22 protein-coding genes, 1 pseudogene and 1 riboswitch are annotated in these 19,641 nt (G+C 45.7%); of the genes and pseudogenes, 13 read left to right on the forward strand and 10 right to left on the reverse strand.

Going from position 1 to position 19,641, the window contains the following annotated elements; all coding sequences use genetic code 11:
- Window positions 1-85 precede the first annotated feature (85 nt).
- The 6 genes from MOF34_RS03895 to MOF34_RS03920 all read right to left on the reverse strand — a co-directional run bounded on the left by MOF34_RS03895 (window position 86) and on the right by MOF34_RS03920 (window position 6,639).
- Entirely contained in the window at window positions 86-1,201 is a 1,116-nt protein-coding gene (locus tag MOF34_RS03895; protein WP_268398605.1) for a mandelate racemase/muconate lactonizing enzyme family protein, read from the reverse strand.
- An 8-nt stretch (window positions 1,202-1,209) separates the two neighbouring features.
- Window positions 1,210-2,478, reverse strand: a complete 1,269-nt coding sequence (locus MOF34_RS03900; protein ID WP_268398607.1) for an MFS transporter — start codon at window positions 2,476-2,478, stop codon at window positions 1,210-1,212.
- Between the two features lie 111 nt (window positions 2,479-2,589).
- On the reverse strand, window positions 2,590-3,447 hold the full coding sequence (locus MOF34_RS03905) for a GNAT family N-acetyltransferase (RefSeq protein WP_268398609.1): 858 nt from the start codon (window positions 3,445-3,447) through the stop codon (window positions 2,590-2,592).
- A gap of 6 nt (window positions 3,448-3,453) precedes the next feature.
- Complete coding sequence (locus tag MOF34_RS03910; protein ID WP_268398611.1) at window positions 3,454-3,903, reverse strand: GNAT family N-acetyltransferase; 450 nt, start codon at window positions 3,901-3,903, stop codon at window positions 3,454-3,456.
- 90 nt (window positions 3,904-3,993) lie between these two features.
- Window positions 3,994-5,832, reverse strand: a complete 1,839-nt coding sequence (locus MOF34_RS03915; protein WP_268398613.1) for a bifunctional homocysteine S-methyltransferase/methylenetetrahydrofolate reductase — start codon at window positions 5,830-5,832, stop codon at window positions 3,994-3,996.
- Between the two features lie 90 nt (window positions 5,833-5,922).
- Window positions 5,923-6,040: riboswitch (SAM riboswitch) on the reverse strand.
- Window positions 6,041-6,147: 107 nt separating this feature from the next.
- A complete protein-coding gene (locus MOF34_RS03920; RefSeq protein ID WP_268398614.1) occupies window positions 6,148-6,639 on the reverse strand; it encodes a YajQ family cyclic di-GMP-binding protein in 492 nt (163 codons plus the stop codon).
- Between the two features lie 98 nt (window positions 6,640-6,737).
- Between MOF34_RS03920 and MOF34_RS03925 the strand changes: the two are divergent.
- A pseudogene (locus MOF34_RS03925) lies at window positions 6,738-7,635 on the forward strand (S1 RNA-binding domain-containing protein).
- Window positions 7,636-7,785: 150 nt separating this feature from the next.
- Complete coding sequence (locus MOF34_RS03930; RefSeq protein WP_284439959.1) at window positions 7,786-8,037, forward strand: DUF3784 domain-containing protein; 252 nt, start codon at window positions 7,786-7,788, stop codon at window positions 8,035-8,037.
- Window positions 8,038-8,078: 41 nt separating this feature from the next.
- On the opposite strand, the gene MOF34_RS03935 is transcribed toward MOF34_RS03930, so the two are convergent.
- Window positions 8,079-8,930 carry a DegV family protein gene (locus tag MOF34_RS03935; protein WP_268398616.1) on the reverse strand — a complete coding sequence of 284 codons (852 nt, stop codon included), beginning with the start codon at window positions 8,928-8,930 and terminating at the stop codon, window positions 8,079-8,081.
- Window positions 8,931-9,066: 136 nt separating this feature from the next.
- Here MOF34_RS03935 and MOF34_RS03940 point away from each other — a divergent pair, with 136 nt between their 5' ends.
- Window positions 9,067-9,909, forward strand: a complete 843-nt coding sequence (locus MOF34_RS03940; protein WP_268398618.1) for a YitT family protein — start codon at window positions 9,067-9,069, stop codon at window positions 9,907-9,909.
- Window positions 9,910-9,927: 18 nt separating this feature from the next.
- Window positions 9,928-10,383, forward strand: coding sequence for a BsuPI-related putative proteinase inhibitor (locus tag MOF34_RS03945; protein ID WP_311766028.1), 456 nt, complete (start codon window positions 9,928-9,930; stop codon window positions 10,381-10,383).
- A 29-nt stretch (window positions 10,384-10,412) separates the two neighbouring features.
- On the opposite strand, the gene MOF34_RS03950 is transcribed toward MOF34_RS03945, so the two are convergent.
- The 3 genes from MOF34_RS03950 to yitU all read right to left on the reverse strand — a co-directional run bounded on the left by MOF34_RS03950 (window position 10,413) and on the right by yitU (window position 11,679).
- Window positions 10,413-10,610 (reverse strand): DUF3813 domain-containing protein, encoded by a 198-nt coding sequence (locus MOF34_RS03950; protein WP_003224518.1) that lies wholly within the window; start codon window positions 10,608-10,610, stop codon window positions 10,413-10,415.
- The gene (locus MOF34_RS03955; protein ID WP_003224519.1) at window positions 10,611-10,763 is read right to left on the reverse strand and encodes a hypothetical protein; all 153 of its coding nucleotides are present in this window, start codon (window positions 10,761-10,763) and stop codon (window positions 10,611-10,613) included. It abuts the gene before it with no gap.
- A 103-nt stretch (window positions 10,764-10,866) separates the two neighbouring features.
- Window positions 10,867-11,679 (reverse strand): 5-amino-6-(5-phospho-D-ribitylamino)uracil phosphatase YitU, encoded by an 813-nt coding sequence (gene yitU, locus MOF34_RS03960; RefSeq protein WP_268398620.1) that lies wholly within the window; start codon window positions 11,677-11,679, stop codon window positions 10,867-10,869.
- Between the two features lie 120 nt (window positions 11,680-11,799).
- On the opposite strand from yitU, the gene MOF34_RS03965 reads away from it, so the two are divergent.
- The 9 genes from MOF34_RS03965 (at window position 11,800) to MOF34_RS04005 (ending at window position 19,592) form a co-directional block, all read left to right on the forward strand.
- Window positions 11,800-12,567: a prolyl oligopeptidase family serine peptidase gene (locus MOF34_RS03965; RefSeq protein ID WP_268398622.1), complete on the forward strand. Its 768-nt coding sequence runs from the start codon at window positions 11,800-11,802 to the stop codon at window positions 12,565-12,567.
- Window positions 12,568-12,630: 63 nt separating this feature from the next.
- Window positions 12,631-12,939: a metal-sulfur cluster assembly factor gene (locus MOF34_RS03970; protein ID WP_003224525.1), complete on the forward strand. Its 309-nt coding sequence runs from the start codon at window positions 12,631-12,633 to the stop codon at window positions 12,937-12,939.
- A 27-nt stretch (window positions 12,940-12,966) separates the two neighbouring features.
- The gene (locus MOF34_RS03975) at window positions 12,967-13,134 is read left to right on the forward strand and encodes a YqaE/Pmp3 family membrane protein (RefSeq protein WP_268398624.1); all 168 of its coding nucleotides are present in this window, start codon (window positions 12,967-12,969) and stop codon (window positions 13,132-13,134) included.
- Window positions 13,135-13,195: 61 nt separating this feature from the next.
- On the forward strand, window positions 13,196-14,626 hold the full coding sequence (locus tag MOF34_RS03980) for an FAD-binding oxidoreductase (RefSeq protein WP_268398626.1): 1,431 nt from the start codon (window positions 13,196-13,198) through the stop codon (window positions 14,624-14,626).
- A complete protein-coding gene (locus MOF34_RS03985; RefSeq protein ID WP_019713942.1) occupies window positions 14,626-15,165 on the forward strand; it encodes an MFS transporter in 540 nt (179 codons plus the stop codon). Before MOF34_RS03980 ends, MOF34_RS03985 begins: the two co-directional genes overlap by 1 nt.
- A gap of 204 nt (window positions 15,166-15,369) precedes the next feature.
- Window positions 15,370-16,407: an N-acetyl-gamma-glutamyl-phosphate reductase gene (gene argC / locus MOF34_RS03990; RefSeq protein WP_268398628.1), complete on the forward strand. Its 1,038-nt coding sequence runs from the start codon at window positions 15,370-15,372 to the stop codon at window positions 16,405-16,407.
- A gap of 19 nt (window positions 16,408-16,426) precedes the next feature.
- The gene (argJ, locus tag MOF34_RS03995; RefSeq protein WP_268398630.1) at window positions 16,427-17,647 is read left to right on the forward strand and encodes a bifunctional ornithine acetyltransferase/N-acetylglutamate synthase; all 1,221 of its coding nucleotides are present in this window, start codon (window positions 16,427-16,429) and stop codon (window positions 17,645-17,647) included.
- A gap of 14 nt (window positions 17,648-17,661) precedes the next feature.
- Window positions 17,662-18,438 (forward strand): acetylglutamate kinase, encoded by a 777-nt coding sequence (gene argB / locus MOF34_RS04000; protein ID WP_268398631.1) that lies wholly within the window; start codon window positions 17,662-17,664, stop codon window positions 18,436-18,438.
- Entirely contained in the window at window positions 18,435-19,592 is a 1,158-nt protein-coding gene (locus tag MOF34_RS04005; protein WP_019713946.1) for an acetylornithine transaminase, read from the forward strand. Before argB ends, MOF34_RS04005 begins: the two co-directional genes overlap by 4 nt.
- The last annotated feature ends 49 nt before the right edge of the window (window positions 19,593-19,641 follow it).

Consider the following 19,641-nt stretch of genomic DNA (forward strand, 5'->3'; position numbering starts at 1 on the left):
GCTCCTTTATGAAAAGACTTGTCCGCTGTTTCCATTTTATGAGGCTGTCCATCATTTATGTATGCAAATATAGAAATGGCCCAGCTTAATATGCTGAACCATCCCACTCGTAGCGATGAATGATCTCCATATTGATTTCTGTTCCAATGCCTTTTCCTTTCGGGATGTGGACCATTCCTTTTGAAGGCTGAAGGCTGACGAGATCTGTAAAAGGATTCTCCATGACGTCCCACTCAATCGGTTCAATTTGATCATTTTCCATTTTAGACCATGGAGGCAGGCAGGCTTGCGAAAATAAAGCATAGAGCCGTGAAAGCGATCCGTCATATGCATGTGCGGACGCTCTGACGCCGAAATAACGCGCGAGCTGGAGGCAGTCCCGAAACTCATCGATCCCGTTGATATGCATAACATCTGGCTGAATGATATCCAAGCAGCGCTGTGAAAGAAGCGAGGCAAATTTCGCCGCGCTTTTCATATTTTCTCCACCGGCAACAGGAACAGATAAACGGCTGCGCAGCAAAGCGTAATCCTGCGTCTGATCAAAGGGCAAAGGCTCCTCGAACCATCCGATATTCGTCCATGTTGAGAAATAGCGTTCCCATTTCATAGCTGTTGCTGCATCGTAGCTTTGATTTGCGTCCAGAATCAACGCAATGGAGCTGCCTGCCGTATGCTGCAGCGCACTGATGTGCCGGACATCTTCCTCGAATGAAGCCCCGCCGATTTTGACTTTGACTTGCTTAAAGCCCTTTTTTAACTGGGTTTCAACGTTAGAGACCGAACGGCTGATCCATTGCGGCAGGTCTGAATACGATTGGAATGAGGCGTATACAGGGATCTCTTCTCTGTACCGCCCGCCCCATAGTTCGCAAATAGAACAATCCGCAGCTTTAGCCGCAATTTCTGTCAGGGCCATGCTTACAGCGGAGGCCGCGCGCTGATGCCATTTTTGAATCGTGCGCACTAGTGGCAGGCGGCTATCGGCCTGTTTTCCTAAAAGAAAGGGAATGATTCGTTTGGTGAAACCGATATGGAGAGCCGGAAGCCAATCAACGCATTCTCCCCAGCCGTCAATCCCGCTTTCTGTGACAATTCTGATGAGATAGCAAGTTCGATATTGTTTAAACCCGTTTGCGTCACCGTACGGCTCTTCTAACCGATGCAAAAGCGGAAAAGTCTCAACCCGTTCGATTTTCAAATTGGATGCTACCTTTCCTCAGTCGGCTGAAGCCGATTGCCTGCCATTTTAGGATCTTCTTTTTCTTTTGATTCTTCTTTGTGTTGATTCACATGGATCAGCAAAATCACGAGAATGCCGACAACAAGCGTCAATCCCGCAATGCTTAAAAACATGCCGGGTCTGGACCATTCCATCAGGCGGCCGAAAATCGGAGGCCCGATGGCCACCCCTAAGAAACGAACAGATCCGTAGAGCGAGGTCACAAATCCTCGTCTTTCTTTCCCGACAGCTCCGGTAATAAAGCTGTTCACACAAGGAAGAACAAGGCCTGAACCGATACTGCTCAGCACGAGAACACTGATAAAAAAGACCAGGTTCTCAATGAATGACAGTGTTGCGTAAGACACGGTCATGAACGCTAATCCGAGTACGATCAGCTTTTTCATTAACGATTGTTTTTGGCCAATTTTGCTTCCGGTTGTATAAGACGTTACACACATGACCAAAAGAGGAATCGCCAAAATCAAGCCTTTTTTGACGCCGTCGGTATCATATGTTTTTTCCAAGACATCTGATAGATAAAACAGGATGCCGAATAAAGTAAACAGGCAGGTCGCCCCGGCTAAATAAGCGGTAAACAGCCATCTGCCTTCATGCTTAAAAACACTTATCAGCCCTTTCGCATATTTTCCGATCGGGGGCGGTTCTTTTTCCTTTTTCTTTTCTTTAATAAAAATCCAAGTCAACACGATCGAAATGATACAAAATACCGGGAAGGCAAAAAACGCGCCGTACCAGACAAGCAGGGCGATAAGCGAGCCGATGATTGGCGAAAGCACTTTCCCCATGCCATTTGAAGCTTCAACGAGGCCGAGCACCTTGCTTTCCTGGGCGCCTTTAAACAGATCCCCTGACAGTGCCATGGCGATCGGGCCGGTCCCGGCTGCCCCGATTCCCTGAAGCGCCCGTCCTGCCATGATCCAAGGGTACGCATTGTCAAAAAAACCTGCCGCAAACCCGGCTAACAACCCGCCGGCTCCATACAAAAATAAGCAAGGGATAATGATGACTTTTCTTGAGAATCTGTCAGCGAGATAACCGACAATCGGAATGGCAAACGCCGCAATCAAGGAAAATACTGTGATCACGAGACTGACTTGAAATTGTGATAAATGAAGTTCAGATTTCATTTTTGGCAATATCGGAATAAGCATTGAGTTTCCAAGTGTTAATATTAAAGGGATTGAACCAATTGCAACAATCGTCATTCCGTTATTTTGTTTTGATGATTCCATCTCAGAGCACACTCCTTTTCTTCTGCTTAGAATGTCCCTGATAGCTTCGTTTATTCAACGTTTAGACAGCAAAAAACCGAACAGAAAATACCTGTTCGGGAAAAAAGAGGATTAGCCGAGAGCCTGTGAAATCAACGCATATAAGTGTCCATTTTTGATAGGGAGCTTATTTTTCCGATAAAGCATAAGCGGAGGCTCATCGTCTGCATGAAATCCCATCCCCATCAGCCTCTCATGCAAAGATGTGTGTTCACCCGGTATATCGATGCGCATCGGACCTTGTTTGCCGGCGGCTAGCCTATTGATGAATTGAGCAGCCACGTCTGGTGATGGGGCGATGATGGGGCCGAATTTCAGATTGGCAGGTGTCTGTACAGATAGGCCGTAGCCAATCAGGTGTCCCTCATTGTTTCGGGCGATGACGCATTCCTCTGAAGTGTAAATAAGCTGCTGCAAAAGGTTTGATCGATCTCCGCCAAAGGCAGTGAGATCGGCCGCGGCTAATTCTTGAAAGTTTTGTTCTCTAAAGGCAGTCAGTTCAGCCACAAGATGATTTTGCTTCTCAATCGGTTGAAAACCGTGACAACTGTATTTTCGGACTGAACCTGCTTGATGAAAACCAGCTTTTTCATAAAGCGGCAAACCTTCTTTTGTGGCGCAAAGCCTGATGGCGGTGCTTTCATCCGTTTTGCTGATACACGCGTTTACCATCCGCCGTCCGAGACCGAGCCGTTTGTAGTCCTTGTCGACGATGACGAGGCCGATAGAAGCAAGACGGCCAAACAAAAATAAGCCGATACAGGAGATGATCTCACCGCGGATGTTTTGATAACCGAAAAAACGCCCTTGCTGGACAAGCAGTGCCAGCTCTTGTTCGCCATAATCAGGCCACCCGGCTTGCCTGCAAAGCCGCAATAGTCTGGGGGTATGTTGTTCATGAAGCTCAATTAGCTCATCTATTACCTTCATATCACGTCATCTGCTTGTTCCGAATGTTTTGTACATGACAACATGAGTGCCAATGCCGGGAATCTCAAACGGTTCGCCAAGTTCCTCCCAGCCAAGCTTTGTATAGTAGCCTTTGACATGTTGTCTTGCATTGCACCAGACCGCCTGTACGTTTCTGTCTGCCAGTTTTTGCTCCGCATATTTGATCAGTGTGCTTCCGGCTTTTTGCTCGCGATATCCTTCAAGCGTCGCCATGCCTCTCAGCCGATATGCAGGGGATTCCGTTAATAATGGCTGATTTTGAGGGGAAAAAGAAGCGATGCTGATCAGGATTCCTTCATAAAACACGCCGAGATGAAAGGCGCCTTCCGCATGATCCTGTTCATATTTGCATTGTTCGATGGATTGATGGGGACGCAGGATGCGGTGCCGGATGTCGTATGTATCTTCCGCAGAAATGGTTTTAACTTCGAGCATGATGTTCCTCCTCATAATCTCATTTTCTTTATCGTAACACGAATTACGTTGGAAAAGACCGCCCATTTGGCTTAGGCAGTCTTCTACGTATTAATGCAAATAGATATTTTGGCGCTGCTCATCTTTTTGCTGAATGTACGAAGTGAGCTTGGCGGTTAAGTCAGATCTGAGAAAAGGCGTAATCAGGTAGATGCCGTTAAACAGCTCGCATGCCGTATCCAGCAGGGAGCGCGCAATCGCAAGGCCTTCCGCTTTTTGTTTCTCTTTATCCTCGCCGGCGAGAGCCATTTTTTCACGAATAGAGTCAGATAGTTTAATGCCCGGAATTTCATTGTGGATGAATTCAGCATTTCGGCTGCTTGTGAGTGGCATAATGCCGATATAGATCGGCGTCTTCAGATGCTTTGTTTCGTTATGGATATCGACAAGCTGCTGCTCAGAATAGACAGGCTGTGAAACAAAATAATCTGCGCCGCAATCTATTTTTTTCTCCAGCCGTTTTACCGCTTTATCTAGATGGCGGACGTTAGGATTAAATGCGGCGGCGACCGAGAAATTCGTTTTCTTGCCAAGCGGTTTTCCAGACAGGGACAGTCCTTCATTGAACTGTTTGATCAGCCTGATTAAATCAAAGGATGTTAAATCATACACAGACGTTGCACCCGGAAAATCCCCGATCTTAGAAGGGTCGCCCGTAATGGCCAGCACGTCATTCAGCCCTAACGTATCAAGGCCCATTAAATGTGACTGCAAGCCGATAATGTTTCGGTCACGGCACGTAATATGGACAAGGGAGCGCATATCGAGCTGTTGCTTCACAAGGGTGCCGCAGGCAACATTGCTGATCCGCGGAGTAGCCAGGGAATTGTCGGCAAGGGTCAGGGCGTCGATTCCCGCTTCTTTTAATTCAGCAGCGGCGGACAGAAATTTGTCAAAGCTCAATTTTTTCGGCGGATCCAGCTCTACGATAATGGAGCGTTTTACCGCTGCGATCTCATTCAGGCCCGGTTCTGTGCGCTCATCCTGAACAGAAATGAATTCCTTAGGCCGGGTTTTGACTTCTTTTTCTGTAATCGGAGCAAGCCCGCCAATCGCTTCCGCCATCGCCCGGATGTGATTCGGCGTGGTGCCGCAGCAGCCGCCGATAATCCGTGCGCCTTGCTTGCGGAATTCTGACGCGCTGTTTTGAAAATACGTGTCGTCTGTTTCATAGACGAGCCGGCCTTCTTCAAGTGAGGGAAGACTGCTGTTCGGATAAACTGATAAGAACACATCATCAAAAATCGGCACTTCGCTAAGCGCTTCAATCATGTGATAAGGGCCGAGTCGGCAGTTAATGCCGGCGATATCAGCCCCGAGATCCGCAATCGATCGCAATGCTTCAGAAAGCGGTGTTCCGTCCTGCAGTACACCTTGCTCATGCATGGAGACATTAAGCATAATCGGAAGGTCAGTCTCTTTGCGCGCGATTTTCAGCACTTCACGGGCTTCTTCCAAATCATAATACGTTTCTAACAGCAGCCCATCCGGCTCCTCATGCAGCAGCAGGTACAGCTGCTCGCGAAAGCTGCGTTTGATTTCGTCAAGGCTGTACGCATTTTTATTAAAGGTGCGGATGCCGCCCATCGTCCCCAGCACGTACGCATCGCCTGCTGAAGCCCGCGCGATTTTTACCGCCTCCTGATTCATTTTTTTGATGTCATCCTCAAGCCCGTGTCTGGATAATTTAATATAATTGGCCCCGTACGTATTAGTTTGAATGATGTTGGCTCCAGCCTCAACGTACGCTTTATGTATGCGCTGAATTTCCTCCGGCTTTGAAATGTTGAGCTCCTCAAAGCATCTGTCAATGCCGTAGGAGTAGAGGAGCGTCCCCATGGCGCCGTCGCCGATTAACACCTGTTTTTGCAAATCTTCTAAAAGTCCCATTGTCTGCCTCCTTTATTCACATTCAGCAAGGAAAAAAGAGAAATAAAAAAAGTCCTCTTAAGAAGAAGACTTTGTCGGTGATTTTGTCTCTTCTTATCTTCCAAGCTGTTCGAGCTTGCTGGATTTAGCACCTTGGTCATGGCTGATCGCCATTACACCGGTTGCTGAAGCTTCGTCGGGCCAGTCCCTCTGCTTCTCTTGATAAGAACGGATATGAAATTTTACATGTTCAGGAGCTGCCAAAAGATGCCTGGCGTTTTCCCTTTCTCCAAATTTACCGAAAATAAAGACAATAATCAATAGGATTCAGAAAATTTATCTGAAATTTATAAATTGAACGTCAATTGGCAGCTCTGCGCCCCGTACTGCTGTGATAATCTGCTGCAGGTCATCCTTGTTTTTTCCGGTGACACGAACTTGATCATCCTGCACTTGAGACTTTACTTTCAGGCCGGAGTTTTTGATGATGGTATTGATTTTTTTGGCGTTGTCCTTGTCAATGCCTTGAACAAGCTTTGCACGCTGGCGCACCGTTCCGCCTGACGCGCTTTCAACCTTGCCGTAATCAATATTTTTTGTCGGCACGTTTCGTTTAATCAATTTACTGACCAGCACATCTTTGAGCTGGCTTAATTTAAATTCGTCATCAGAAACGAGAACAAGCTCCTCTTTATCTAACGAAATGTCGCTTTTGCTTCCTTTAAAGTCATAGCGTGTGCTGATTTCTTTCAGCGCAATTTGAATCGCATTTTGCACTTCTGGCAATTCCACCTGGGATACAATATCGAATGAACTTTCTTTTGCCATATGAAAACCTCCATAACATTTAACTTATGTGTCGATTATAGTAGAATAAAGAGAAACTTCCAACAGAACAAAGAATCAATTTGTGATGATTGGAAAAAATGTTAACAGAATCCGCATAAAAATAAGCGGTACAGGAAGGACGATAGCATGAGACCAGGGCAGCAATTAACCTTGAGTATAGATCACCAAACTGACTTCGGTTACTTTTTAACCGACGGAGAAGATACGATTCTCTTACATAACAGTGAAATAACTGAGGATATCGAAGACAGGGATGAGGTAGAGGTCTTTATATATGTCGACCAGCAGGAAAGACTTGCGGCCACGATGAAAATTCCGGTCATCAGCGCTGATGAGTACGGCTGGGTCGAAGTGGTGGATAAAGTGGAAGATATGGGCGTTTTCGTTGATGTTGGCTTAACTAAGGACGCGCTTGTTGCAACTGAGCATTTGCCGCCATACGAGGAGGTCTGGCCGCAAAAAGGGGATAAACTTTACTGTATGCTCAAAGTGACGAATCGGGGGCGCATGTTTGCCAAACCAGCACCGGAGGATATGATAAGCGAACTGTTTACCGACGCTTCAGAAGATTTGATGAATAAAGAGCTGACAGGTACGGTGTACAGATTAATCGCAACGGGTTCATTTATCATCACAGACGATGGTATCCGCGGTTTTATCCATCCGTCAGAAAGAAAAGAGGAACCAAGACTCGGCTCAAGAATCACGGGACGGGTGATTCAAGTAAAAGAAGACGGCTCAGTCAACATGTCGCTGCTCCCGAGAAAACAGGATGCATTGTCTGTGGATGCCGAGTACATTTTAACGTATATGAGAACAAGAAGCGGCGCTATGCCGTACAGCGACAAAAGCCAGCCTGACGATATCAGAGAACGTTTTAACATGAGCAAAGCCGCCTTTAAGCGCGCGCTTGGCCATTTGATGAAAAACGGAAAAGTGTATCAGGAAGACGGATGGACATACGAGAAAAAATAGAGGGCCGTACAGGCCCTCTATTTTTTTATATAAGAACTTCACAAATAAATTTCTGTTACGTATCATTAGGAGACAGATTGTTTTGTTAGTGAAAAGACAGGGGGAGATGTCGTGTACATTCGCATCGATTTTTTATTGATCTTGATTGCGATGCTTTTCTTTTGGATTGCTTATATGGCAGGAATTAAAAAGCAAACATGGATATTGTCCGGTTTCCGTGAGTCCCGGATACGTGACAAAGACCGTCTGGCTAGAATTGCGGGAAACTTTTTTCTGAATTCAGGGATATTTATTCTTTTAAACGGTTTTATTTCATTCCAAGGACAAGATCAGCTGATTCCGCCAATGATTTTGGCATATGGAGCTGGAGTCATCATTTATGTAAACAAAAAATTAATATAAAACCTCCAGCATATATCAAATATCTGGAGGTTTTTGTTTGCTCATTTTCTTAAAAAGAATACGGCTAATGTGCCGGGACCGGCGTGTGAGCCGATCGTAGAACCGATTGAATGCATGATAATCTCTTTTGGCTTGAACGTATCTTCAATCAAATTTTTCATGTCATTGGCTGTTCCTTCGTTAGCGGCATAGCTGATTCCGACGGTTTGATCGCTCCAATTGTCTCCTCGCTCTTTCATTAATTCAATAATCCGTTTGAACAGCTTTTTCTGTCCGCGGATTTTTTCAAGAGGCACAAGCTTGCCGTCCTCCATATGAAGAAGCGGTTTAATATTGAGCAGACCGCCGACAAAAGCGGACGTTTTTGAAATTCGGCCGCCCCGGGCGAGGTACGTTAAATCATCGACGGTAAAAATGTGCTCAAGCTGTTCGCAAAAGTTCTTTACAGACGTTTCAATTTCTTGTATTGTATTTCCGTTGATACAGAGATCGGCAGCATGCCGGACAGCCAGCCCGTATCCTAATGAAGCACATTTGGAATCAATGACCCGTAAATCGAAATCGGGGAATTCCTCCTTTACTTCATTGGCCATCATCACAGCTGTCTGATACGTGCCGGAGAGGCCTGAGGAAAAGGCAATGTAAAGAGCGGGATCACCTGTTTCGGCATATTGCAAAAACACATTTTTAATCGTTTGCGGTGAGGCTTGGGACGTCATAGGCGTTTCTCCATTTTGCATCGCTTCAAATATTTGTTCCGCATCAATCGTGACTGCATCTTCGAATTCTTTATCGCTGAGAGAGACTCTGAGCGGAATAAAGCCAATGCCGTTTTCTTCAAAATAAGAACGGGGCAAATCAGCGGCGCTGTCAGCGATGAGATGAACTGTCATATTGCTTCCCTTCTTTCCGTTATCGCTCGTTATCATAAGAGTTAAGCCAACTATATCATATTAATTTGCCAAAATCGTGTTCAAATATTTGTTTTAAGGGAAAACATATTAAGAAGAAAGAGCGGAGGAACATGCCATGGTACTAGATCAAACAAAAAAATTACTCATCGTCATCATCGGCGCTTTACTCAATGCAGCCGGGCTGAACTTATTTTTGATTCCGGCAGATGTATATGCCAGCGGATTTACAGGTGTGGCCCAGCTTTTATCAAGCGTCATTGTTGAATATGCCCCCTTTTACATATCGACGGGAACGCTCTTGTTCCTCTTAAACATTCCGGTCGGTATTTTAGGGTGGCTGAAGGTCGGCAAATCGTTTACGGTGTACAGTATTTTAAGTGTCGCACTCACCACTGTGTTTATGGGAATTCTGCCGGAAACAAGCCTGTCACATGACATTTTGCTGAACGCTGTTTTCGGCGGCGTCATTTCCGCAGTCGGTATCGGCCTAACATTAAAATACGGCGCTTCAACAGGCGGGCTCGATATCGTCGCCATGGTGCTAGCAAAGTGGAAGGATAAACCCGTCGGCACATATTTCTTTATTCTCAACGGGATTATCATCTTGACGGCAGGATTATTGCAAGGTTGGGAGAAAGCATTATATACCCTGGTAACACTGTATGTGACAACGAGGGTGATCGACGCCATTCATACCCGCCACATGAAGCTCACGGCAATGATCGTGACGAAAAAAGCGGACGAAATCAAAGAAGCCATTTACGGAAGAATGGTGCGCGGCATCACAACTGTTCCGGCCAAAGGAGCCTTTACGAACGAACAGAAAGAAATGATGATTATCGTCATCACAAGGTATGAATTGTACGATTTAGAGAAGATTGTTAAAGAAGTTGATCCGAAAGCATTTACGAACATTGTTCAAACGACAGGGATTTTTGGTTTCTTTAGAAAAGACTGACGAAAGCAGGTGGAAGTCGTGAAACGGCTGCTTGTGATGCTCCTTCCTGTGCTGCTTTTGATAGGCTGCGGGAAAGATGAGCAGACAGAACCCGATAAGGAGGTATCAGGCGGAATGGAGAATCAAGAGGTTGTTTTATCTGTTGACGCAATTCAGGAGCCTGAACAAATCAAGTTTAACATGTCGCTGAAGAACCAAAGCGAACGTGCTGTCGAGTTTCAATTCAGCACAGGACAAAAATTTGAACTTGTCGTGTATGATTCTGACAACAAAGAAAGATACCTTTATTCGAAAGACAAAATGTTTACGCAGGCTTTTCAAAACCTGACATTGGAACCTGGAGAAACATATGATTTCTCTGATGTGTGGAAGGAAGTCCCTGAGCCCGGAACTTACGAGGTAAAGGTAACATTTAAGGGGAGAGCGGAAAATCTCAAGCAGGTTCAGGCCGTTCAGCAATTTGATGTCAAATAGAGGCTATGGCGAATCGCCATAGCCTTTTTTTATTGCAGTTTGTCTAGCTGATCCTGAAATTGGTGAAGCTGTTGACGTTCCGCATCTGTCGAATTGGCATACGCAGAAGACACAGCATTTTTGGCTCTCAGAATGGCTTGCTCCTGATCGCCTTCCTCAAAGCCGTTTGTCACCATGACAGCCTGTTGAACAAATGATTTTGCCTGCTGAAACAGTTCATTTCTCATTTAATATTCATACTGCCTTTCTGCCGAGTCTCGTGCCGCGGCATGCTGGTGAGCTTCTTCTAATGTAGACCGATATGGAAATCTTGCGGCGTGTAGCCCGATGGAGTCTTTACCTTGGTGAATAAACCTTCTCGATTTGCTTCGTTTACCCATTGTGAGACTGCCCCCTTCCATACTTTGACGAGATGAGTCGTCTTCAATAGTATGGTGGGATGAAGTAACGTTTATGAGTGGGAAAAATTAATATGGACGGTCTTTAAAGTGAGAAATATTCTTTTAAAAATCTTGCCACGCCGTCCTCTTCATTTGTAGTCGTTGTCCGGTTGGCAATCTGCTTGACCTCGTCAATTCCATTTCCCATCGCAACGCCGCAGCCAGCGAATTCAAGCATTTCCAGATCGTTATCCTCATCTCCGAAAGCAATGATCCGCTCCTTCGGCACACCGTAATAATCGCTGATTTTCTGGAGGCCGACCGCTTTATTCATGCCGCTTTTAATAATTTCGATGACATGCCACGGCGCGGCCCATCTTCTATGATCGATCACCTCGGCGTGCACATCTGATAAATAGGAGCGTATGGCCGGCACGTCTTCTTCTTTTGCGTGGATGAGTACGGATGTAACATCCTCACTGAGATTTTTCCGCAAGTCTCCGACCGTCACATTTGTTGTATTCATATTAAAGGCATCAACCAAGTGCTCATCATGGTAATGAAAGTACACGTCATCAATGACTTCGGCAAGCACATTATGTACGTTGTACCTCTCACTGATCTCGACTAGTTGTTTGACAACATCAAGCGGCAGCGAGGTATGATATCGTCCCCAGCTGTCGTCCTGCGGGTGATGGACAAACGCTCCGTTAAAATTGACAATCGGCGTTGTCAGCTCCATCTGCTGATAGTACATGGAACTTGAACGGTATGGACGGCCCGTTGAGATGCAGACATAATGCCCGTCATCTTTTAGGCGCTGTATCGTCCGAAGGGTGTATTCTGATATGGTTTTGTCATCCTTTAATAACGTTCCATCTAAATCTAATGCGATTAAATAGGGTTTTGTCTTCATGAAAAGCTCCTTTAACCTTAGAATTTGCTTGTTTTGCCTTACTTACAGTGTAGCTTTTTACCATCTTTATTGTCTACATGTTACACTTATGATTATGGTTATCCTAAGGAGGGGCACATTGTGATTCAAATTGAAAATCAAACTGTTTCCGGTATTCCGTTTTTACATATTGTAAAGGAAGAGAACAGGCGCCGCGCTGTTCCTCTCGTCATCTTTATACATGGTTTTACGAGCGCGAAGGAACACAACCTTCATATTGCTTACCTGCTTGCGGAGAAGGGCTTCAGGGCCGTTCTGCCGGAGGCTCTGCACCATGGTGAACGGGGAGAAGAAATGGCTGTTGAAGAGCTGGCCGGCCATTTTTGGGATATCGTCCTCAATGAGATTGAAGAGATCGGCGTACTCAAAACGCATTTTGAAAAAGAGGGCCTGATAGACAGCGGTCGTATCGGCCTCGCAGGCACCTCAATGGGAGGTATCACAACGCTTGGCGCGTTAACTGCTTATGATTGGATAAAAGCCAGCGTAAGCCTGATGGGAAGCCCGAATTACGTAGAACTGTTTCAGCAGCAAATTGACCATATTCAATCTCAGGGTATTGATATCGATGTGCCGGAAGAAAAGGTAGAGGAGCTGATGAAGCGTCTCGAATTGCGGGATCTCAGCCTTCAGCCGGAAAAACTGCGCCAGCGCCCGCTATTATTTTGGCACGGCGCAAAAGATAAAGTCGTGCCTTACGCGCCGACCCGGACATTTTATGACAAGGTCAAATCTCATTACAGCGAGCAGCCGGAACGCCTCCAATTTATCGGAGATGAACATGCTGACCATAAAGTCCCGCGGACAGCTGTGTTAAAAACGATTGAATGGTTTGATACGTACTTATAAAGCACAATGGTGTGAAGAAGGGCTTGATTTACGTTATACTGTAGAAAAAAGGAGTGAGGGAACATGGAAGAAGCATTAAAAGAGAACATCATGGGCGCTCTGGAACAGGTTGTTGATCCTGAGCTTGGTGTTGATATCGTGAATCTTGGTTTGGTATATGATGTTGATATGGATGAAGATGGCTTAACGCACGTTACGATGACACTGACATCAATGGGCTGCCCGTTAGCGCCGATTATCGTTGATGAAGTGAAAAAAGCATTAGCGGACATTCCGGAAGTGAAAGAGACGGAGGTTCACATTGTATGGAATCCGCCTTGGACAAGAGACAAAATGTCCAGATACGCGAAAATCGCGCTTGGCATTCAATAAAACAAAACAAAAAAGGAGTGAGGGAAAATGATGTACCTGCTTGCTGTCCTATGCCCGCCGCTTGCTGTTTTGTTTTCGGGAAAACCGTTTCAGGCATTGCTGAATCTTATATTGACCTGTATCTTTTGGCTGCCGGGCGCGATTCACGCCTGCTTTATCGTGGCTGACCGCCGTGCCGAAAAACGGGCAAGATAATCTGGAAAAATGAGGGCGCAGACCTGGTATAATGGTATAAAAAAACAGCAGGGAGAGCGCCATGAAAAAGAAAATGCTTGCATTCGCGCTTTGTATAGGCGCGTATGCGGCCCTGTTTGCATACTCTGTGCATTCAGATCAAAAAACAGACACAAGCGAGATGACGGATGTCAGCCGCCTAATGCCTGTGAAAATTAAGCAGACAGTGAAAGGGCAGGAAGAGGAAACGCTCATTGACACGATCAAAGAGGCAAATCGAAAAAACATAAAGATCTCAATCGCCGGGGCCCAGCATTCCATGGGCGGCCATACATATTATGAGGACGGGATCGTTCTCGACATGACAGGCTACAATAAAATTCTGTCGCTTGATCAAGAGAAGAAAACCATCAGAGTGCAAAGCGGCGCGACATGGAATGACATCCAGAATGACGTGAATCCATACGGACTCGCGGTAAAAGTCATGCAGTCACAAAACATTTTTACAATTGGAGGATCTCTCAGCGCCAATGCCCACGGACGTGATATCCGCTATGGCTCGCTGATTGATACAGTCAAATCATTTCGGCTTTTAAAAGCGGACGGATCAATTGTCACCGTCACTCCAAAAGATGATTTGTTTACGGCAGTCATCGGAGGGTACGGTCTTTTTGGCGTGATTCTTGATGTAACGCTTCAGCTGACGGATGATGAGCTGTATGTCATGCAGACTGAAACAATGAATTACAGTGCATACGCGGACTATTTTACAAAGCACGTAAAAGGAAATCCGGATGTCCGAATGCATCTGGCGCGAATTTCAACAGCGAAAAAAGGATTTCTGAAAGACATGTATGTTACAAATTATGAATTGGCTGATCATCAGGATCAGCTGCCATCATACAGCGATCTCAAAGCAGAAGAGTATACGGGGATCACAAAGTTTGCACTCGGCTTGTCAAGAAGATATGAATGGGGAAGGAATTGGCTTTGGAACACGCAGCAGTCCTATTTTCTGAGTCAAAACGGCACAAAGATCACACGTAATAATGTTATGCGGTCCGAATCAAAATTTCTCGAATATGAAAACAATGACAACACAGATGTTCTGCAAGAATACTTTGTGCCGGTGAAGGAGTATTCGTCCTATATTGACGACCTGAGACAAACTCTGTCGGACGAGGATTTAAACATGTTGAACATTACGATTCGTTATGTGCAGAAAAATGAAAAAGCCGATCTTTCCTATGCGAAGGATGATATGTTTTCGCTTGTGCTTTTAATAAATGAGGGCTTTTCAAAAGAAGGCCAGGCAGATACTGCCCGGATCATCAGGCGCATGACAGACGTTGCCATCAAGCACGGCGGGAGCTATTACTTGCCGTATATGACTTACCAGACAAAAGCGCAAATGAGACAGGCATACCCGAAAAGCGAAGCGTTTTTTCAGAAAAAACGAACGTATGACCCGGATGAGCGCTTTATGAATTACTTTTATCAGAGGTATAAATAATGGGGAAAAACAAATTAAAATGGCTGACACTATCACAAAGCAGCGTGTTTTTTGCAAGCAGCTTAATCTTTCCGTTTTATATTCTGTTTGTGAAAAATATTGGCTCCAGCTACACGCAGTTCGGTTTTTCCTACGGATTGTTCGGGCTAAGCGGAGCGCTCATTTACCCGTTGCTCGGACGGCTGTCTGAAAGGTTCGACAGCCGTTATTTTCTGCTTGCAAACTCTTGGGGCATGGCTGTTCTGCTTTTATATGTCCCGCATATTGGAAACGTCGTTCAAGTGTATATCGTCCAAGTCCTTTTAGGGCTCTTTGGTGCGTTGCAAAAGCACGGAGAAAAAGTGCTGATCGCCGATTTTACAGATAGCGGAGAGCGCGGAAAGAAGATTGGGAATTACCATTTTTGGACAGCTGTTTTTTCAGCGGCAGCCATTATGCTCGGCGGCTTTCTCGCTGACTTTTTTACAGTAGAAATGATTTTTTATGCAAGCTCTATTCTATATTTTTTGAGTGGATTGATGATGATGAAAACAGGCTGATGCGATCAGTCTGTTTTTTTATGCGGCTGAAATAAGGCGCCAGATCAACGTTTTCTGGTGAATCTCTGCCATTTTTTTCGAACGGATTTTTTATTGAACAGAAAATTTATAAATGAATAAAAATATTAAATATACGATTGAATTTATTTTTATTCATGTTATAATGTTAAATAATTTCACAAAGACCAAGAAGGTGAACTTGATTTGAAAATAGGAATTGTAGGCGCTACAGGATATGGAGGCACCGAACTTGTCAGGATTCTCTCACATCACCCTCATGCAGAGGAATGTATACTCTATTCATCCAGCGGAGAAGGGAATGTCTACAGCGAGGTTTATCCTCATCTTGCTGGCTTAGCGAATCAAAAGCTGAAGCCGATTGATATGAATACGATCAAACACGAAATAGATATCATGTTTCTTGCTGCGCCGCCCGGGGTATCAAGTGAATTGACTCCCCAGCTGGCAGATGCAGGGATTCCGGTTATTGATCTGTCAGGTGATCTGAGGATACAAGAGCCGGCTGAATATGAAAAATGGTATAAACGGACAGCTGCACCGAAGGAAGTGATTCATGAGGCGGTATACGGTCTGGCAGAACTCAATCAAAAGCAAATTCAACAGGCGAAACTCATTGCCAATCCTGGTTGTTTTCCAACTGCTGTTTTACTTGGCCTCGCGCCATTGGCTCAAAAGAAACTGCTCAATGAATCTTTCGTTATCGTTGACGCAAAGACCGGTGTTTCCGGAGCGGGAAGAAAAGCATCCATGGGAACTCATTTTTCTGAGCTGAACGATAATTTTAAAATTTATAAAGTCAATGAACATCAGCATACGCCGGAAATTGAACAGGCGCTGCAAGAATGGCAGCCGGGGCTCGGGCCTATTACATTTTCGTCTCATTTGGTTCCGATGACAAGAGGGATCATGGCAACGATGTACACACAATTAACCTCTGAACTATCGGCAGATGACCTTCATCATTTATATTCGGAATTTTACCAAAATTCATATTTTGTGAGAGTAAGGCCAAAAGGGCAGTATCCGCAAACGAAGGAAGTGTACGGCAGCAATTTCTGTGATATCGCTGTTACCTTCGACGAGAGAACGAACAGAGTCACAATCGTTTCGGTAATCGATAATTTAATGAAGGGTGCCGCCGGTCAGGCTGTGCAAAACTTTAATTTGATGAATGGCTGGAATGAAGAGACTGGACTCACCATGACGCCAATATATCCATAGAACGGGAGAGAATCGAATCATGATTCAGTTAAGTGAAGATCAAATTGTAAAAGTAACAGGGGATGTATCCTCGCCAAAAGGGTTTCAGGCAAAGGGCGTGCATTGCGGGCTGCGCTACTCGAAAAAAGATCTCGGCGTCATTATCAGCGAGACACCGGCCGTAAGTGCAGCCGTTTATACCCAGAGCCACTTTCAGGCCGCCCCGATCAAAGTCACACAAGACAGCTTAAAGCAGGGGGCAGCGTTGAAAGCCGTTATCGTCAACAGCGCGATTGCCAATGCCTGCACGGGAGAACAGGGCATAAAGGACGCATACACAATGCGGGAGAGTCTTGCTTCACAGCTTGGCATTGAGCCGGAGCTTGTCGCTGTTTCATCTACAGGCGTCATTGGCGAACATTTAGACATGGAAAAAATTCAGGCAGGCATCGAGCTGCTGAAACAAACACCTGCGGGTTCAGGGGATTTTGAGGAAGCGATATTAACAACCGATACAGTGATCAAGCAGACGTGCTATGAGCTGACAATCGGCGGCAAAACAGTCACGATCGGCGGAGCGGCTAAAGGCTCGGGAATGATTCACCCGAACATGGCCACGATGCTGGGGTTTGTCACAACAGATGCAGCAATCGAAGAAAAAGCGCTGCAAAAGGCGCTGCGTGACATCACTGACGTTTCATTTAACCAAATCACAGTTGACGGTGAAACATCCACGAACGATATGGTTTTGGTCATGGCAAACGGCTGCGCGGAAAACGAGTGCCTGACGGAAGATCATCCAGAATGGCCGGTCTTTAAAAAAGCACTCTTGCTTACTTGCGAGGATTTGGCTAAAGAGATTGCCAGAGACGGAGAAGGCGCGACAAAACTAATTGAAGCCCAAGTGCAGGGTGCGAAAAACAATCTTGATGCAAACGTGATTGCCAAAAAAATTGTCGGGTCGAATCTCGTAAAAACGGCAGTCTACGGAACAGATGCCAACTGGGGACGCATCATCGGAGCCATCGGGCACAGCGCAGCTCAGGTGACGGCAGAAGAAGTTGAGGTATATCTTGGGGGCCAATGCCTGTTCAAACATAACGAACCTCAGCCATTCTCTGAATCTCTTGCCAAGGAATATCTTAAAGGAGATAAAATCACCATTGTCATCAAGATGGATGAAGGTGTGGGGAACGGAAGAGCGTGGGGCTGCGACCTGACCTATGACTATATCAAAATTAACGCGAGCTATCGCACGTAATAAAGGGGAGCACAATGAAGAAAACAATCGTTTTTAAATGCGGGGGAAGTGTCATTCGTGAGCTGTCTGAGGAATTTTTTGATAATCTGAAAGAATTAATGGCGTCGGGATGGAAACTGGCAATCGTTCACGGCGGCGGCCCGGAAATCACAAATATGCTGAAACGGTTAAATATCAAAACAGAGTTTTCGGGAGGACAGCGGAAAACAACGAAGCCAGTGTTAGAAGTGGCGGAGATGGTTTTATCGGGTTCTGTGAATAAATTTTTCGTTGCTGAGCTTGCCAAACACGGACTGTGTGCTGCTGGCATCTCTGGTAAGGATGGCGGTCTTTTGGAGGCAGATTATCTCGATTCGGAAACATACGGGGAAGTCGGAGAAATCAAAAAGGTTGATGCATCCATGGTAAACGCGTTGATGGAAAAGGGCATCATTCCTGTTATCGCGCCGCTGTCTATGACGAGAGACTGCAAGACGCTGAATGTGAATGCTGATCTGGCTGCTTCCGCAGTCGCCGGAGCGCTTGAAGCAGATAAGCTGATGTTTGTCACTGATGTCGATGGGATCATGAAAGAAAAGCAGCGTCTTGACGTCCTGACCCCTGAGGAGGTTCAAATGCTGATCAAGCAGGAAGTGATCACAGGGGGGATGATTCCGAAGGTCAATTCAGCCTTGTCAGCTTTATCGGATCAGGTGTCTGAAGTCATGATCGTAAACGGTAAAGGATCATTCTTCACAGAACAAACCTTTCAAGGAACAAAAATTGTTAAAGCAAAGGAGGCTGTTTCATGAGCAGCTTGTTTCAAACCTACGGCCGCTGGGATATTGACATCAAAAAAGCAAAGGGAACGTACGTTGAGGATCAAAACGGCAAAACCTACCTGGACTTTATTCAGGGGATTGCGGTATCTAACCTAGGCCACTGCCATGAAACGGTTACAGAAGCAATCAAAAAACAGCTCGACAGCGTATGGCACGTATCCAACTTGTTTCAAAACAGTCTCCAGGAGCAAGCGGCACAAAAACTGGCGGCGCACAGTGCGGGGGATCTTGTCTTTTTCTGCAACAGCGGTGCGGAAGCAAATGAAGGCGCGATAAAGCTCGCCCGAAAAGCAACTGGGAAAACGAAAATCATCACTTTCCTACAGTCATTCCATGGCCGCACGTATGCAGGGATGGCTGCGACCGGACAGGAAAAAATCAAAACAGGCTTTGGCCCGATGCTGGAAGGTTTTCACTACCTGCCATACAACGAACCTTCCGCTTTTGAGGCTCTTGGGGAGGAAGACGGCATTGCCGCGGTGATGCTTGAGACAGTGCAGGGAGAAGGCGGAGTCAATCCGGCAAGCGCTGAATTTTTAACAGCCGTACAGTCGTTTTGTAAGGAAAAGCAAGCTCTTCTGATCGTTGATGAAATCCAGACCGGCATCGGACGGACGGGAAAGGGCTTCGCATACGAGCATTTCGGACTTTCACCGGATATTATCACAGTCGCAAAAGGATTGGGAAATGGTTTTCCAGTTGGCGCTGTCATCGGAAAGAAACAGCTCGGAGAAGCGTTTACCCCTGGTTCTCACGGAACGACTTTCGGAGGAAATATGCTGGCGATGGCTGCTGTAAATGCCACATTACAAATTGTATTCGAGCCTGACTTTTTGCAAGAGGCTGCTGGCAAAGGGGCGTTTTTAAAGGGACAGCTCGAGGCTGAGCTAAAGAGCCCGTTTATCAAACAAATCCGCGGTCAAGGATTAATGCTTGGAATTGAGTGTGATGGGCCTGTTGCTGACATCATTACTGAATTGCAGACATTAGGCTTGCTTGTGTTGCCGGCCGGCCCGAACGTCATTCGGCTGCTGCCGCCGCTCACCGTAACAAAGGATGAAATAGCAGAAGCTGTCAGCAAGCTGAAACAGGCAATCACTCATCATTCTGCTGTAAACCAGTAATTTTTTTTCGGTTTAAAAGTATAAAAATTCATTTTTATAATTAATTATT

It is taken from the genome of Bacillus sp. T17B1, from assembly GCF_026796395.1.
In the GTDB taxonomy this organism is placed as follows: domain Bacteria; phylum Bacillota; class Bacilli; order Bacillales; family Bacillaceae; genus Bacillus; species Bacillus spizizenii_A.

Bases quoted from the DNA above. Each gene is read 5' to 3' on its own strand.
- MOF34_RS03900 (WP_268398607.1), bottom strand. From the start codon at position 2,478: ATGGAATCATCAAAACAAAATAACGGAATGACGATTGTTGCAATTGGT.
- MOF34_RS03905 (WP_268398609.1), bottom strand. From the start codon at position 3,447: ATGAAGGTAATAGATGAGCTAATTGAGCTTCATGAACAACATACCCCC.
- MOF34_RS03910 (WP_268398611.1), bottom strand. From the start codon at position 3,903: ATGCTCGAAGTTAAAACCATTTCTGCGGAAGATACATACGACATCCGG.
- MOF34_RS03915 (WP_268398613.1), bottom strand. From the start codon at position 5,832: ATGGGACTTTTAGAAGATTTGCAAAAACAGGTGTTAATCGGCGACGGC.
- MOF34_RS03920 (WP_268398614.1), bottom strand. From the start codon at position 6,639: ATGGCAAAAGAAAGTTCATTCGATATTGTATCCCAGGTGGAATTGCCA.
- MOF34_RS03930 (WP_284439959.1), top strand. From the start codon at position 7,786: ATGCTTTTCTTTTGGATTGCTTATATGGCAGGAATTAAAAAGCAAACA.
- MOF34_RS03935 (WP_268398616.1), bottom strand. From the start codon at position 8,930: ATGACAGTTCATCTCATCGCTGACAGCGCCGCTGATTTGCCCCGTTCT.
- MOF34_RS03940 (WP_268398618.1), top strand. From the start codon at position 9,067: ATGGTACTAGATCAAACAAAAAAATTACTCATCGTCATCATCGGCGCT.
- MOF34_RS03950 (WP_003224518.1), bottom strand. From the start codon at position 10,610: ATGAGAAATGAACTGTTTCAGCAGGCAAAATCATTTGTTCAACAGGCT.
- MOF34_RS03955 (WP_003224519.1), bottom strand. From the start codon at position 10,763: ATGGGTAAACGAAGCAAATCGAGAAGGTTTATTCACCAAGGTAAAGAC.
- yitU (WP_268398620.1), bottom strand. From the start codon at position 11,679: ATGAAGACAAAACCCTATTTAATCGCATTAGATTTAGATGGAACGTTA.
- MOF34_RS03970 (WP_003224525.1), top strand. From the start codon at position 12,631: ATGGAAGAAGCATTAAAAGAGAACATCATGGGCGCTCTGGAACAGGTT.
- MOF34_RS03975 (WP_268398624.1), top strand. From the start codon at position 12,967: ATGATGTACCTGCTTGCTGTCCTATGCCCGCCGCTTGCTGTTTTGTTT.
- MOF34_RS03980 (WP_268398626.1), top strand. From the start codon at position 13,196: ATGAAAAAGAAAATGCTTGCATTCGCGCTTTGTATAGGCGCGTATGCG.
- MOF34_RS03985 (WP_019713942.1), top strand. From the start codon at position 14,626: ATGGGGAAAAACAAATTAAAATGGCTGACACTATCACAAAGCAGCGTG.
- argJ (WP_268398630.1), top strand. From the start codon at position 16,427: ATGATTCAGTTAAGTGAAGATCAAATTGTAAAAGTAACAGGGGATGTA.
- argB (WP_268398631.1), top strand. From the start codon at position 17,662: ATGAAGAAAACAATCGTTTTTAAATGCGGGGGAAGTGTCATTCGTGAG.
- MOF34_RS04005 (WP_019713946.1), top strand. From the start codon at position 18,435: ATGAGCAGCTTGTTTCAAACCTACGGCCGCTGGGATATTGACATCAAA.